This window comes from Serratia sp. NPDC087055 (genome assembly GCF_044900985.1).
Lineage (GTDB): Bacteria > Pseudomonadota > Gammaproteobacteria > Enterobacterales > Enterobacteriaceae > Serratia.
On record NZ_JBJDOG010000001.1, the window covers coordinates 1,539,643 to 1,555,097 of the forward strand.

13 protein-coding genes are annotated in these 15,455 nt (G+C 57.0%); 9 read left to right on the forward strand and 4 right to left on the reverse strand.

Going from position 1 to position 15,455, the window contains the following annotated elements; genetic code table 11:
- Positions 1 to 14: 14 nt before the first annotated feature.
- Positions 15 to 1,661, forward strand: coding sequence for a histidine ammonia-lyase (gene hutH, locus ACI2J2_RS07240; protein ID WP_404759744.1), 1,647 nt, complete (start codon positions 15 to 17; stop codon positions 1,659 to 1,661).
- Positions 1,662 to 1,682: 21 nt separating this feature from the next.
- Here hutH and ACI2J2_RS07245 read toward each other — a convergent pair whose 3' ends face one another.
- Entirely contained in the window at positions 1,683 to 2,339 is a 657-nt protein-coding gene (locus ACI2J2_RS07245; RefSeq protein ID WP_404759745.1) for a TetR/AcrR family transcriptional regulator, read from the reverse strand.
- A gap of 93 nt (positions 2,340 to 2,432) precedes the next feature.
- Here ACI2J2_RS07245 and ACI2J2_RS07250 point away from each other — a divergent pair, with 93 nt between their 5' ends.
- The 4 genes from ACI2J2_RS07250 to ACI2J2_RS07265 all read left to right on the forward strand — a co-directional run bounded on the left by ACI2J2_RS07250 (position 2,433) and on the right by ACI2J2_RS07265 (position 7,408).
- Entirely contained in the window at positions 2,433 to 3,131 is a 699-nt protein-coding gene (locus tag ACI2J2_RS07250; protein WP_209632957.1) for a DAPG hydrolase family protein, read from the forward strand.
- A 93-nt stretch (positions 3,132 to 3,224) separates the two neighbouring features.
- Entirely contained in the window at positions 3,225 to 4,535 is a 1,311-nt protein-coding gene (locus ACI2J2_RS07255) for an MFS transporter (RefSeq protein ID WP_404759746.1), read from the forward strand.
- 174 nt (positions 4,536 to 4,709) lie between these two features.
- Positions 4,710 to 5,969, forward strand: coding sequence for an MFS transporter (locus tag ACI2J2_RS07260; protein WP_404759747.1), 1,260 nt, complete (start codon positions 4,710 to 4,712; stop codon positions 5,967 to 5,969).
- Positions 5,966 to 7,408, forward strand: coding sequence for a glycoside hydrolase family 32 protein (locus tag ACI2J2_RS07265; protein ID WP_404759748.1), 1,443 nt, complete (start codon positions 5,966 to 5,968; stop codon positions 7,406 to 7,408). Before ACI2J2_RS07260 ends, ACI2J2_RS07265 begins: the two co-directional genes overlap by 4 nt.
- A 134-nt stretch (positions 7,409 to 7,542) precedes the next feature.
- Here the strand turns inward: ACI2J2_RS07265 and ACI2J2_RS07270 are convergent, their stop codons facing one another.
- The 3 genes from ACI2J2_RS07270 to ACI2J2_RS07280 all read right to left on the reverse strand — a co-directional run bounded on the left by ACI2J2_RS07270 (position 7,543) and on the right by ACI2J2_RS07280 (position 10,545).
- Complete coding sequence (locus ACI2J2_RS07270) at positions 7,543 to 8,544, reverse strand: LacI family DNA-binding transcriptional regulator (protein WP_404759749.1); 1,002 nt, start codon at positions 8,542 to 8,544, stop codon at positions 7,543 to 7,545.
- Between the two features lie 67 nt (positions 8,545 to 8,611).
- Positions 8,612 to 9,175 carry a HutD family protein gene (locus tag ACI2J2_RS07275; protein WP_404759750.1) on the reverse strand — a complete coding sequence of 188 codons (564 nt, stop codon included), beginning with the start codon at positions 9,173 to 9,175 and terminating at the stop codon, positions 8,612 to 8,614.
- Entirely contained in the window at positions 9,175 to 10,545 is a 1,371-nt protein-coding gene (locus tag ACI2J2_RS07280) for a formimidoylglutamate deiminase (RefSeq protein ID WP_265557120.1), read from the reverse strand. The genes ACI2J2_RS07275 and ACI2J2_RS07280 overlap by 1 nt, the downstream gene beginning before the upstream one ends.
- A 213-nt stretch (positions 10,546 to 10,758) precedes the next feature.
- Between ACI2J2_RS07280 and hutC the strand changes: the two genes are divergently transcribed.
- The 4 genes from hutC (at position 10,759) to ACI2J2_RS07300 (ending at position 15,448) form a co-directional block, all read left to right on the forward strand.
- A complete protein-coding gene (hutC, locus tag ACI2J2_RS07285) occupies positions 10,759 to 11,475 on the forward strand; it encodes a histidine utilization repressor (protein ID WP_245209773.1) in 717 nt (238 codons plus the stop codon).
- A gap of 159 nt (positions 11,476 to 11,634) precedes the next feature.
- Positions 11,635 to 12,858 (forward strand): imidazolonepropionase, encoded by a 1,224-nt coding sequence (hutI, locus tag ACI2J2_RS07290; RefSeq protein WP_265557121.1) that lies wholly within the window; start codon positions 11,635 to 11,637, stop codon positions 12,856 to 12,858.
- A complete protein-coding gene (gene hutG / locus ACI2J2_RS07295; RefSeq protein WP_209632948.1) occupies positions 12,855 to 13,658 on the forward strand; it encodes an N-formylglutamate deformylase in 804 nt (267 codons plus the stop codon). Before hutI ends, hutG begins: the two co-directional genes overlap by 4 nt.
- Before the next feature lie 254 nt (positions 13,659 to 13,912).
- A complete protein-coding gene (locus tag ACI2J2_RS07300; protein ID WP_404759751.1) occupies positions 13,913 to 15,448 on the forward strand; it encodes a serine hydrolase domain-containing protein in 1,536 nt (511 codons plus the stop codon).
- The last annotated feature ends 7 nt before the right edge of the window (positions 15,449 to 15,455 follow it).

The following is a 15,455-nucleotide window of genomic DNA, read 5'->3' on the forward strand; positions in this document are numbered from 1 at the left end:
AGGGTCTATTTATCATGCCAGGAAAATTGACGTTATCGCTGTTGATCCTGCTCACGCTCGGTTACAGCCAGATCGGGGCAGCCACCGTAACCCTCGACGGCCACTCTCTTACCCCGCTGATTGTCGCCAACGTCGCCGATGGCGAAGCAGTGGCAGTGGCTCCGGCAGCAATGGAGCGCGTGACAATGTCACATAAGGTATTAATACAAGCTGCGCAGAACGGGTTGAAAATCTATGGGTTGACGGTCGGCGTAGGCCTGAACAAAGACCGCCCGATGGTCGATGTACACGGCAAGCTAACGCAAGAAGTCGTAGAGGCATCGAAGAAATTTAACGTCGGCCTGTTGCATGCCCACTCTGGCGGCATCGGTAACCCCATGAGCATTCGAGTCGCGCGGGCGACCATGGTAACCCGCCTCAACGCTTTGTTGAGCGGTGGCGGTGGCGTTCAGCCAGCGATTGTCGACGCCTATGTCGCCTTCCTGAATAAAGGTATCACACCGGTCATCCCCGCAGAGGGTTCCGTGGGTGAAGGCGACATTACGGTAATTAGCCACGTCGGACTGGCGATGCTCGGCGAAGGCGACGTCTATTACCAGGGTAAAAAGGTGGCGGCCAAAACGGCATTGCACAGCAGCCAAACGCCGCCCATTGCTCCTTATGCCAAAGACGCGTTATCGATCCTCAGCTCTAATGCTTACGCTGCCGCCAGCGGCGCATTAGCCCTGGATTCATTGTCTCACCTGATACAGGTTAATACCTTGACCTACGCGCTCAGTCTGCAAGCGCTAAATGGCAACGTATCCCCTTTCCTTGCCAATACCCTGGCATTGCGCCCTTATCCCGAAGTGGCAGTCACGGGGAAAAACCTGCGTGAGCTGCTGGCCGGCTCCAGCCTGTGGCAACACGACGACAGCCGCCCCTTGCAAGACCCACTTAGCTTCCGCTCCGGCGTCTATCTTTTGGGAGAACTTCAACGCAGCTATCAGCAAGCTTACGATCAGTTACTGGTGCAGTTGAACAGTTCTGATGACAATCCGGGTGTCGCACTGAACGTGACAGCACCGTCACAGCGACCGCAAGAGGCCGTCGGGTACGTCAGTGAAGGCGACCTGCAGGGTGCCGTGCTCCCCAGCGCCAACTTTGAGCCCCTTCCGTGGGTGTTGGCCTTTGAACAATTGGGGTTAGCCTTGGCGCACAACTCGCTGGCCAGCGCACAACAGGTGGTCAAACTGAACAACCCTGCATTTACTGGCCTGACGCGTTTTCTCGGCACGGATCATACGGTACATGCCTTTGGTGCGATGGAAAAACCGGTCATGATGCTGGCAATGCGCAACAAAGAGCTGGCAATGCCAGTGTCGCTTGATTACTTCCCAGTCGCCGGCGATATCGAAGACATCGCCACCAATGCCCCGTCGGTGGTTGAGCGCGTTCAGCTGCAAGTGGATAACAGTTATCAATTGCTGGGCATTCTGCTGGTTCATGACGCACAGGCCGTGGATTTACGCCAGCAACGCCACAATGGTTTTGTGCTCTCTGCACCTACTGCAGCACTCTACGCTGCTGTACGCAAACAGGTCCCCTTTATCGAGACAGATCGCCCGCTAGCCCCAGATTTTGCAGCCGCCGAGCAAGTATTACGTCAATACGGCAAGTAAGCCAGCAGACCTCCCCCACGCTCAGGGCGCCGGCAACGGCGCGCTGAGCAATCCAGGCAACAACACCGCCACCGCAGCCGCGATGCGATCATCGATTTCACTGCCCGGTGGCAACAGCCCCAGTGCCATTTGGCGCAACGGTTCCGCTATCACCATCGCCAGCAGCAGATCGCTGATCTGGGTGTATTCCAGCTCACGTAGCCAGCCGCGCCGCTGTTGGCGTTGCAGCCAATCAGCCACAATAGCCCGACCGCGTTCAATACCGTTGCGCTGGTAGATGACCAACAGCGCTTCCCTGCCTGGAAACTCGCCTTGTAACAGACGAAACATCCCCAGGGCCTGTGCGCTCAATACCTGCCGTGCTATCGCCCGTAAGCCTTGTTCCAACAACATCGGCAGTTCTGCCACCTGTTGTGGATCTTGTTCGAACACCGGCTGAAAAGCGCCCGGCCAACTTGCTACCGCCTGCATCACCAGTGCCTCTCGGTTTTCAGCAAAGCGGTACAGGGTCTTTTTGGCCATGCCTGCCTGTTTTGCCACCGCGTCCACTGTCGTCGCGGCATAGCCCTGCGTCAGCAGGAGTTGCAGGGTCGCCTCCACCACGGCGGCCCGCAGCTCGCTTTCCGGGACCGCTGGCCTTCCGCGTGAACGCGATTGAGCGTCTGTTTCATTTGCCATGATTAATCCTCTACAGCGTTGACAGAGACAGCATACCGGCATAGTCTTATTTTGGAAACAACATTAGTTTCCAAAATAAAAAGGATGACCGTTATGACACATCAATCGCTGGTGCTCCCTTGGGGCGTTAATGATATCAACGCGTTGCTTAAACCGGAACCATTGCGGCTGGAGATGGGGCTGACACGTAGCATGGACGGTTTGTTGACCGTGGCTATTCGTACCGACCTGCACGGCTGCAAAGGCCGTATGCTGGAGTGGTGGTTTACCTTTTTTGAAACCACGCAACACATCCGCTGGTGGCATCCGCATGATCACGTCGAACACCGTGGCTGGGACGCCCACTGGAAAAAAGGGGAAAGCTATGTCGGGGCCAGCATCGACGCGGTGGAGTGGCTAGCGGAAATGCCACCGACACCGGCTCGGCTGAAGTTCCATGCCGCCGAAGACTTCTTTGCTGCACACGCTTTGCAGCAGGCACGCGAAAGCCAGGCGTTATCTGCTGCGATTTGCGCCCGCATCGGTTTTGGCGAACAGGTAGCGTTGGACGATAACGGCGACCCTCTCGACGGAGAAATGCTGCACCTGGTTCGGGACACCCCTTATGGTTGCGTGTTGCGCAGCCGCTTCTTACTGGGGAAATCCTGCACCAACGCACATGACGAATTACCGGATGATGTCGGTTTTAACCTGATGCGCCATTGTTACAATGAATTCAGCTATCTGGCACAATTTCTGCCCTCCTTGTACTACGCTGAAAACGGTCGTGAGGTCGCCCCTTTGCCATGGTGAATCCCGTCTCACACTTCCTGTTTAAAATAATTGATTGTTTTGTCATAAGAATTTAGAACTGAATGACAATAATTCAAAGACACGGGAATGGGGATGGACACACAAACGGCGGTTATCGACGCACGCCAGTCGCGTCAGGCCTTGCTGGCCGGTTCGGTCGGCAACTTTATCGAATGGTATGAATTCGGCGTTTACGGTTTTCTCGCCACCGTGATCGCCGCCAATTTTTTTACCCTCCAGGGTGAAAGTGAAATCACCAGCCTGATCCTCACCTATGCCGCCTTTGCGCTGGCCTTTTTCTGTCGCCCAATCGGCGCCGTGATTTTCGGTCGTATCGGCGACCGCATTGGTCGCCGGCCGACGTTAATTGCGGTATTGCTGCTGATGACGGTAGCCACTGCATTGATTGGCATAATGCCAACTTACGCTTCCATTGGCGTCGCCGCCCCACTGTTGCTGACGTTATTACGTATGTTTCAGGGGCTGTTTGCCGGCGGTGAGTTTGGTGGCGCGGTGTCGCTCATGACCGAGTTTGCGCCAAAGGGTAAACGTGGCCTGTTCGGGGCTTGGCAATCATTGACCGTGGCGTTCGGGCTATTGGCCGGCGCAGGCCTGGTGGCACTGTTAGCCGCATTATTAACGACAGAGCAATTGCATGACTGGGGCTGGCGAATTCCCTTCCTGCTCGCGTTACCCATGGGGGCGGTAGCACTATGGTTGCGGCTAAAACTGCAAGAAACACCCACCTTTACCAAGGCACAACAGACGCGCCACACAGCCACGCAGGCACCCGCCGTGAAGGTAAGCGGCGTCGTGAAAACCATTGTGATCGGCATTGGCCGCATGATGGGCTGGTCTGCTGCCGGTTACACCTTCCTGGTGGTCATGCCGTCCTACCTGCAAACCTCGCTGCACGCAACCTTTCAACAGGCGCTGGTCGCCACCGTGCTGGCCAACATCGGCTTCGCACTGACTATTCTGCCCGCCGGTATCCTTAGCGATAAACTGGGACGCAAAACGGTCATGTTGACCGCGGTGGTGGCGGTGATCCTGTTTACCTTCCCGCTGTTGCACCTGTTGCAAGATCCGCAGAGCTCGCTGCTGGCCAAGGGTATCGCGGTGATGATCGCCGGTGCTGTCGTCGGCCTGCTCGCCGGACCAGGCCCCGCTATGCTGGCAGAAATGTTCCCAACCCAGGTGCGCTATACCGGCCTGGGGCTGGCCTACTCGCTGTCCAATGCCGTGTTTTCCGGCTCCGCGGGGTTAATCATCACCGGTCTTATTAAACAGACCGGCAACCTCGACATTCCCGCTTACTATGTGGTCGCCACGTCGGTTGTCAGCCTGTTCGCGCTGATGACCCTGCGGCGTGACGACCATCTGCGTTCGCTCAACGAGCGTTAATTCCTTTTGGGCGCTCTGCGCGCCCTATTTTCTCGCTGAGTGATTTCGATCACACCAGCAAAATGTTAACGTTAACTTTTGTGATTAACATCGCAACCTCTCGTTTTGATGACTTTATCTGGCACAAAGTTAACGTTAACAATAGAGCCAATTTCATCCATCAGGGCATTTCACATGAACCGCGAAACAAAAAAATATTATGCACTTCTCAGCGGCCTGTTGTTTTTCTTCTTCTTTACCTGGTCATCCAGCTTTTCACTGATTTCGATCTGGCTGAACCAGAAAATTGGCCTTAAAGGGACAGAAACCGGCCTCATCTTCTCCGCAATGTCGATCATGGCGCTGTGCGCACAGCCGCTGTACGGTTTTATTCAGGACAAACTCGGGCTGCGTAAACATCTGCTGCTGTTTGTCGGGATATTGCTGTTACTCACCGGCCCCTTCTTTATCTACGTATATGCCCCGCTACTGCAAACCAATTTGGTGGCCGGCGCATTGGTCGGCGGCGTATTTGTCAGCCTGGCGTTCAACGCCGGGATTGGCGCATTGGAATCCTATACCGAACGTGTCAGCCGCATCGTCGGTTTCGAATTTGGCCGGGCGCGGATGTGGGGCTCTCTGGGCTGGGCCAGCGCCACCTTCTTTGCCGGTTTTAACTACAATATCAACCCCAACATCAACTTCTGGATCGCCTCGGCCTCGGCGGCACTGTTTCTGCTGTTACTGTGGCAAGTGCGTGAGCTGAAACCCAATGCCATGGCCGGTCTCGAGTACGGCAAGCCGGAAAACCTGAAACTGCAGGACGCCCTGGCATTGCTGCGCTTACCGGGGTTCTGGGCACTCGTGGTATTCGTACTCGGCACCAGCATCTACGGCGTGTTTGATCAGCAGTTCCCGGTTTATTTCGCCTCGCAGTTCGCCACCCACGAAGAAGGCAACCGCATGTACGGTTTCCTCAACTCACTGCAGGTGTTTCTGGAGGCCGGCGGCATGTTCCTGGCACCGCTGCTGGTTAACCGCATCGGCATCAAACAGAGTCTGTTGCTGGCCAGTAGCGTAATGGCACTGCGCATGTTCGGTTCCGGCATGGCCAGCGGTGCACTGATGATTTCCGCCATGAAGTTACTGCACGCCGTAGAATTGCCGATCCTGCTGGTAGCGATGTTCAAGTACATCACTACGCGCTTCGACAGTCGCCTGTCCTCCACCTTGTATCTGGTCGGATTTCAATTTATCAGCCAGATCGTTGCCGGCATTCTGGCCCCCTTGGCGGGTTACGGTTATGACCGCATCGGTTTTGCTGACACCTATTTGCTGATGGGCTGCGCGGTGGCCGGTACCACACTGATTTCCTGCTTTTTGCTGCGCGGCGAGACCGTGATCAGCACGCATCCATTTCAATCCACGATAAAATCAAGTGAGCCAACCCAATGAAAAATGCCTTAGCTCAAGCCGATCATGCGGTCGAAGCCCTGCGCGCACAACGTCAGGAGCAGTACTACCCACGCTTTCATCTGGCTCCGGCCGCAGGCTGGATCAACGATCCCAATGGCCTGATCTGTATTAACGGTGTCTATCACGTGTTCTATCAACACCACCCGTATGATGAGAACTGGGGACCAATGCACTGGGGCCACGCGACCAGCCGAGATCTCACGCACTGGCAGCACCAACCTGTCGCCCTGGCACCTGGCGATGATGATGACAAAGACGGCTGCTTCTCAGGCTGTGCGGTGGATAATGACGGCATACTGACACTGATCTATACCGGCCACGTCTGGCTGGGCAAAGAAGGCGATGATGATCAGGTACGCGAGGTGCAATGCCTGGCCACCAGCGAAGATGGGATCCATTTCGTTAAACACGGGCCGGTGCTAACGCCGCCAGAGGGTATCCAGCACTTTCGCGATCCAAAAGTCTGGCGCGCCGACGACCAATGGTGGATGGTGGTTGGTGCCAAGGAGAACGGGTTGGGACAAGCGCGTCTTTACCGTTCGAACGATCTGCACGACTGGCAGTTTGATCGCGTATTGAGCGCTGCACAGACGTTGCATCAGGGTTATATGTGGGAGTGTCCCGACTTCTTCTCGCTAGGGGAAAAACAGGTGTTGCTATTCTCCCCACAAGGGTTGGCGGCGCAGGGATACCGCAATCGCAATCGATTCCAGAGCGGCTATTTGCTTGGTCACTGGCAACCCGGCAATGATTTCAACGTTACCCAAGCGTTTTGCGAACTGGACAACGGGCACGACTTCTATGCGCCACAAACCTTTACCACCGCCGATGGCCGACGCATGCTGTTCGCCTGGATGGACATGTGGGAATCCCCGATGCCGAGCAAAGCGCACGGCTGGGCCGGCGCCCTTACCCTGCCCCGCGAGTTGACGCTGGCGGCCGATGGAAATGTACTGATGAATCCGGCACGCGAGTTGGCGGCATTGCGTGGGCAGCAACAATCTCTGGCTGCGGTATCGCTGTGCAACCAACGTCAAATGTTAGCGGGAGAAGTGCAGGAATTAGCCCTGACGCTAAATCTGGCTGACAGTAATGCCGAGCGTTACGGTATCGCTATCGGTAATGCTGCACGGCTGTACGTCGATAATCAGGCGCATCGCCTGGTATTGGAGCGGTTCAGTGAGGATCCCGGTCTATGTGGTTGTCGCAGCGTGCCACTACCGGCGGGGGAAGGGCTGTCGTTACAGATCTTTATCGACAGATCATCGTTGGAGGTCTTCGTCAATCAGGGCGTTGCCTGTCTAACCAGCCGTATCTACCCGGCCGACGGTCATCAAGGCGTTAGCCTGTTTGCCGAAAGCGGACAGGCGCAGTTTGCTGCATTACAGGCCTGGGAATTGGACAGCATCTGGGAATAAACGCCTGTTTGGTGTGAGGGGCACAGTTTACATGCTGCGCCCCATTGCATCTGCAAGGGATAAATCGGGTCGAACATGTTCGGGCCGGTTCCCAGCCATTGATTACCAGCGCGCGTTTATTGCACCCTGATGGATTAAAGTGATTCGCGCAGCAACAGTGGGCAAGCGACTTTCCGCGTTTCCTGGTGATCGAGCTGATTGATCAGATGCAGCGCCGCCTGACGGCCCAGTTCGTAATGTGGCAACTGTACCGTCGTCAGCGGTGGCAGGAACAGTTGACCAATCCCCACCATGTTGTCATAGCCCAAAACGCCTACCTGCTGAGGTATTTTCCAGCCCTGCGCCAAGAGCACCTGATACACCATAAATGCTACCCGATCGTTCCCGCACACCACCACATCACAGTCGCGCTGCCCGGGTGAAAAGTGCCTTTCCAGCAGTTCTACGCTGTCGCGGTAATGCTCGTCGCCATCCGTCAAATCGAGATGATACTGACGCAACTGGCTCACATCCCCCCCCGCGTCACACCAGGCACGCTCCAGGCCGCGGCGACGCAGGCCCGCTGCCACGGTGGTTTCAGGTAAGTGAATACACAAGGGGGCACGATAGCCTTTGGCGATCAGCGTACACATTGCGTCGTACTGGCCTTGTTCATCATCAGGAATGTAACTGGCGACCCGATGTTCCGGACTGACGCAATTCGCCAGCACCAGTTTTTTATCCAGCAGCTTGGCCGGGAGGGTCACCTGGCGCAGTCCCATGGTGGTGAAGATCACCCCATCCGGTCTATGTGCCAATAGCAGGTCAATGGTGTGCTCAGCGTTGTCGTCGGCGAACAGGTTAACGACGAAGCTGTTCCAACCGTGCTCGCGCGCCGTTTTTTCAATCGACAGGATCATTTCCACAGAAAACGGTGTGGTTGCAGTATCCAGCGCCAAAACGCCAAGCGTTTGCACCCGGCTGCTGTCGCCGCGAATGCGCCGTGCCGCGAGATCGGGCACATAGTCGAGTTGGTCAATCGCCAATTTGACGCGTTGGTAGGTTTCCGGCCGCAGCTTATCGGGCTCGTTGATGGCACGGGATACCGTCATTAACGATACCCCGGCAAGTTTTGCAACGTCTTTCAGCGAGGCCATGCACCCTTCTCTGTGTGGGATAGAAAACCAAATAATCCCATAGCTTAGCGCTGGACTCTAGCCCGGTCTAGCCGGGCATGATATCGGCCCACAGAATGACGCTGTCTTCCGCCAGCGACGACAAGGTGCCGTGGTGTTCATCCGCCGCCCACCACACGCCTTGACGCGCAGCCAGCATGACGCCATCGGCCAGCGACCAACGGCCCTGCAGCACGTACAACACACCGGCATGATGGCGGGGTAACACCGTCGCCGCAGTTACGCGCTGCACGTTAGCTGCCCAGCGGCCGCGTCGGGTCATGATATTGAAGTCTTGGCTGCTACCGCCGAGCAATGTCGCATTCAGTGCCACATCACCGGAAAAGGCGAACGGCTCACCAACCTGCGAAAGGTGATGATCAATCTGCCCGTCGCTCAGCAGATGCACACCATCGCCTTCCAACAACGTGATCGACCGTTCGATACCGGTGAAAGCCGAGAAAGGGCCGTCCTGCGCGATAGTGGCAATACTGGCGCGCCAATCAAAATCCTGACTGCCAGCGGGCCAACAGGCAATCTCGCGGGTTTCTCCCCCACCATTGCGCCACGGCGTTACCGGCAGAGAGGCAAAATCAAAACGCGTCGGGCCCATTATGCCTCCTGCTGGAACGTTTTCAGCACCTGCAGAAACTCTGCGCTGCTCTGCTGTTGCAGGGCATGACGCCCCTGTTCAATCACCTGCCGGCCACCGACAAACACGTCGCGAATTTGCTCTTTGCCGCCGGCGAACAGCCAGCGATTCAGAATGGCGGCGTCAGGTGCAGCAGCCAGATAAGGGTCATCACCGTCCAGAACCAGCCAATCGGCACGGTAACCACTTTGTAAACGCCCAATAGGCGCGCCACAAGCCTGCGCCCCCCCCTGCAAGGCCTGCGGGTACAGAACATCGGCCACTGCCGGTTGCTCTGGCGTAGTCAACCGGTTACGACGCTGATCGCGCAACCGCTGGCCGTATTCGAACCAGCGCAGTTCCTCAACCACATTGAGCGAGACATGACTGTCGGAGCCGATGCCCCAACGCCCCTGATGCTGCAGGTAGGCGTCGCCGGGGAAAATACCGTCGCCCAGATTCGCTTCCGTGGTCAGGCACAGGCCCGCTACCGCTTTGCTGCGCGCCAACTGCTCCAGCTCGTCACGGTCGAGATGCGTTGCGTGCACCAGACACCAGCGGCTATCGACCGGCAAGTGATCATACAACCAAGCTACCGGACGGCGGCCACTCCAGGCCAGACAGTCATTGACCTCTTTTTGCTGTTCTGCAATATGAATATGCACCGGCAAGGTGCTGTCTGATGCGGCAAGGATCTGCTGCATCTGGCTCAGTTCTACCGCTCGCAGCGAGTGGAAGCACAGTCCCTGATTTTGCAAAGGTTGATCCGCCAACTGACGGGCAATCACCTGCTGCTGCTCCAGATAGCTTTCCGCATTCTGAATAAAACGCTTTTGCCCTGGTTGCGCGGGCTGACCGCCAAACCCCGCATAGCTGTACAACACCGGCAAAAGTGTCATACCAATCCCCGCCTGTGCTGCCGCCTGGCTGAGACGCCCCGTCATTTCACCGCGATCGGCGTAAGGGTTGCCGTCCGCGCCGTGATGCAGATAGTGGAACTCCGCAACCTGGGTATATCCCCCTTTCAGCATTTCGATATACAGTTGACGGGCGATCACTTCCACCTGTTCCGGCGTCAAGCGCTGCACCAGGCGGTACATCAGGTCACGCCAGGTCCAGAAGCTGTCTTGTGGGTTACCCGCTATTTCTGCCAGCCCGGCCATCGCACGCTGAAAAGCATGGGAATGAAGATTCGGCATGCCCGGTACCACGTCGCCGTGCAATCGGGTGCAGCCTTGAGGATCTGAATCGGCAGTCACCTGAGTCAGGTAACCTAGCGCATCAACATCCAGGCGGACGTTATGCGCCCACCCTTCGGGGAGCAGAGCGCGTGAGGCAAAATAAGCTGGCATGGCAGTCTTCCACTGTTAGTGTAACGGCTGATAACGCGCGATAATCGCGCATCCGAAAATGCAGGGCCAACGTGTTGCTGTGGCGAACCGGCCCTTAGTTGTATATACATATACATACGCCGACATCAACAGTAAACTGGTGTTATTATTTTTTTATTTGACGAGGTTAACGTCGTGGTTGATCAACAGACCCTGTTACAACTGGCTGCTGCAATGAGCGATACCCCCGCCCCAATTTATCAACGGGTCAAGCAGGCAATCGTAAACCAGATCCGCGCAGGTCATTGGCTACCGCACCAACGCGTTCCTTCTGAAAGCGAGCTGGTCGCCGAGCTTGGCGTCAGCCGTATGACCATCAACCGCGCACTGCGTGAGCTGACGACTGAAGGCTTTCTCATCCGCATGCAGGGTGTTGGCACCTTTGTCGCCGAAGCCAAGGCACACACCGCCCTGCTGGAAGTGCATAACATTGCCGACGAAATTGCCGCACGTGGGCATCGGCACAGCAGCAAAATTCTGCAGCTCAAAGCACGCCCTGCCAGCGAAGAAGAGGCGGTCGCGTTGGGTATCCAGCCCGGCCAACAGCTTTTCTATTCACAAATCGTGCATTACGAAAACGACATTCCCGTTCAGGTAGAGGACCGCTGCGTGAACCCCCTGATCGCACCTGATTACATGAAGCAGGATTTCGATCGCGTCACGCCCTATATCTACCTGACACAGGCCGCACCGCTGACCGCCGGCGAGCATATCGTGGAAGCGGTGGTGCCAACCTCCCGTGAGCGTGAATTGCTGCAATTGGAGGACCATGAACCCGGCCTGCTGATCCACCGCCGCACCTGGTCGGGTAAAACCGTGGTGACCTCAGCGCGCCTGCTGTATCCGGGCAGCCGCTATCAACTGTTCGGCCGATTCACCACTGACGTGTAATTCCCTGCGGGTGCTGCTTTTGCACCCGCCCTTCCACAACGATCACATCCCGATAACAAATTTTTAGCCTGCCTCTTGTGACAATCCGATGAATGCGCTAGGTTGTTTTTAATTGTATATACAACCATGTGGGAGCCAAGGCTCCAGCGGAGAAAAGCAATGACCACTGAGATTCACTGCGACAGCCTGTGGCACGGAGCCGATATCGTCACCATGCGCGACGGCAAATACCACACGCTCAGCAACGGCGCGATTGCCGTGCGTGATGGAAAAATTGTCTGGCTGGGTGAACATGCGGCAATGCCGGCTGCGCTAATCGCGGATGAAACGGTGAAATTCGACGGCGGCATCATTACCCCAGGCTTTGTCGACTGCCATACGCATCTGGTGTTCGGTGGCAATCGCAGCGGTGAGTTCGAACAGCGTCTGAACGGTGTAAGCTATGCCGACATTGCCGCCCAAGGCGGCGGTATCATTTCCACGGTCAAAGCCACTCGCGACGCCGATGAAGAGCGGTTGTTTGAACAGGCGCTGTTTCGTCTGCGCCCGCTGCTGGCGGAAGGTGTAACCTGCGTGGAGATCAAATCCGGCTACGGTCTGACACCAGAAAGCGAACTAAAAATGTTGCGTGTCGCACGCAGACTGGGCGAACACGTGCCGGTAGAGGTGAAAACCACCTGCCTGGCAGCGCACGCCCTGCCGCCGGAATACGCCAACCGCGCCGACGACTATATCGATCTGGTATGCAACACCATCATTCCTCAAGCGGCTGCCGCCGGGCTGGCCGACGCGGTCGACGCCTTCTGCGAGCACCTGGCATTCTCTCCCGCGCAGGTGGCAAAAGTGTTCGCCGCCGCTGAAGCGGCGGGCTTGCCCGTGAAACTGCACGCCGAACAACTTTCTGCACTGGGCGGCAGCACATTGGCAGCGCAGCACCATGCCCTATCCGCCGATCACCTGGAATACGCCACCGAACAAGATGCCCGCGCCATGGGCGACGCCGGTACCGTAGCGGTACTGCTGCCAGGGGCGTACTACCTGTTACGTGAAACCCAATGTCCACCGGTTGACCTGTTCCGCAAACACGGTGTGGCAATGGCCATTGCCAGTGACGCCAATCCAGGCACCTCACCGGCCCTGTCATTGCGTTTGATGATCAATATGGCCTGCACCCTGTTCCGTCTGACACCGGAAGAAGCCCTTGCCGGTGTCACGACTCACGCGGCTAAAGCGCTGGGCCTTCAAGCCAGCCATGGCACGCTGGAAACGGGCAAAGTGGCAGATTTTGTACACTGGCCGCTGTCGCGACCGGCTGAACTGGCTTACTGGTTGGGCGGACAACTGCCCTGTACGGTGATTTTCCGAGGAGAAGTACGTCAATGACTATTCGCGATCCGTTTGATTTCCATGCCGGCAGCCTGCCGTTGCTGATCAGCATTCCCCATGCCGGTACTCGACTCACGCCGGCGGTCGAAGCCGGTTTGACCGACGACGCGCGACCGCTACCCGACACCGACTGGCATATCCCGCAGTTGTACGATTTTGCCCGTGCGATGGGTGCCAGCATGTTGGTCGGTAATTATTCGCGCTTTGTCATCGACTTGAACCGCCCCGCGGACGATAAGCCGCTGTATACCACCGCGACGACCGGTCTGTATCCTGACGTGCTGTTTGACGGACGTCCGAGCTTTTTGCCGGGCAAGGCACCCTCTGATGAGGAGCGTTCCCGTTATCTGCAAGACATCTGGCAACCCTATCACCAGCAATTGCAGGATGAACTGGCACGGTTAAAGGCAAAACACGGTTACGCATTGCTCTTCGATGCGCACTCTATTGCCTCAGTGATCCCACGGTTGTTCGACGGTAAGCTGCCGGACCTCAATTTGGGCACCAACAGCGGTGAAAGCTGCGCCCCGGCGCTGAGCGATCGTCTGGTCGCCTGTTGTGAACAGCAGCAACAGTTCACGCACGTGCTTAACGGCCGTTTCAAAGGTGGTTACATCACTCGCGCTTATGGCCAGCCGCAAGAACAGCTGCATGCCATTCAGCTTGAGCTGGCGCAGGTGAACTACATGTCAGAACAGTATCCCTTTGCTTTTGATCCGCAGCGTGCAGCGTCCTTGCAACGCCTGCTCAAACAAATGATCGACAGTCTGCTTTCCTGGGGCGGGTTGCCACGCTAAATCTTCTCGACCTGTTGCGAGGCACGGCGCCGGCCTCGCATATCCCTGCGCTTGACGTCTTGCCTTGTGGCACACATTTTGCCTCCTTCCCTTCTGCCGTTTCGATTTGCGTACTGCATCTCAGTTTTGACTGAAAATTACCGTATCTGGTCGGAACAGCGCACAAAACAGCGGCCCGCAGATTGCGTGGTACGCGACAATCTGGCGAAAAGCCCATCGAGGCACAAATTGATAATCTATTCTGGAGGCTAGATATGTCTGAAATCCCGCTAAACTGGCGCGCCGCACAGGCGGTTGCCAACCGGCTGTTGGCTGATTGGCAGCCCGATGGCCAACCCGGTGGAGCGATTACCCTGTTCGACGCGATGCAGATCCAAGCGACCACCAGCGCCGGCCTTGCCGATCTGGCGCAAAATACCCCGTTTACCGCCGACACCGTAGTCCGTTATGCCTCTGTCACCAAACATATTTTCGCCGCGCTGGCGCTAAATGCCACGGACAACGCCATCAGCCTCAGTGACCGGCTTGGCAACTTGCTGCCTGAGCTGCAATCTCCGTTGGCAGACGTCACCGTCGGCCAAGCGCTCGACATGACCAGCGGGCTCCCCGACGTGCGCGAAACCCTGGGGTTGTTGGGCATCTCGGTGCACACTCGCAGCGAGGCACAGCCGGTGATGCAGTTCCTGCAAGGGCTGAGTGGGTTGAACTACCCCGCGGGAAGCGAAATCACCTACACCAATACCGGTTACCGGCTGGTCGAAGCCGCACTCCAAGCCAGGGGCTATGATTTTGACCAACTGGTGCAGCAGCACATCGCCCAGCCGTTGCAGGTGCAGCTACGGGCGCCCGAAAGCTGGTTTGACGTTGTCCCCGGTCTAGCCCCCGGTTACTGGCGTTCAGCACAGGGTTGGCAACTCGCCACTGCGGGTCTGCATCTTTCCGCATCCGGTAGCCTGACGGGCAGCGCCAATGCCCTCACCCGCTGGTTACAAACGCTGCTCGCCGATCGCGATCCCGGCCGTGGCGTACTGGCACAACTCAGTGCGCCGCGTCATCTCAACCAGGGCCAACTCAGCCGTTATGGTCTGGGGCTGGCACAAACTCCGCTCGGCCAACATCAACTGCTGGGGCACGGCGGTTCACATGCCGGCTACAAAACCTATTTCTTGTTGGCACCTGACCGTCAAGCTGGCGTCGTACTGGTCGCCAACCGCGAGGACTGTGACAGTTTTGCTATGGCACTGCAGGTCATGGCCGCTTTGCTTGGCGAAGCGCTCCCGCAACGCAGCACGGCGATTCCTGACGGTATTTATGCCACGGTGGCCGAACCCTACTGGCTGGAGGTGAAAAACGGCAACGTCGCCTATCTGGGTAGCGATGAACCCCTGTATCAAGCTGATGATGGTTACGCCGTGTCGCTTTCCGCTCATATGCCGATACGGCTCAAATGGACGGGGGAAGCCGTTGAAGGGGAAGTGGGCCATGTGACGCGCAGTTTTCTGCCAGTGACACCCAACCGCGACTGCCTGAAACACGTTCAGGGGTTGTGGTATCACCCGCAGTACCGAACAGCTTTCGAAATTTGCGGCGATCAGGTGCATATTGGGGTTGGCCCTGCGGCACAGACCGGGACAATCAGTTCGCTCGGCCAGGGCCGCATGCTGGTTGAAAGCAACGACGGCCCGTGGTTAAAACGCTTTTGCCTGTACTTCCGTGGTTACAGCGTGGATTTAATTGCTAATCGCAGCCGCGTGCTGACCTTTCAACGCAGCGGCGTGGGTTGCGATTAATCGCGCT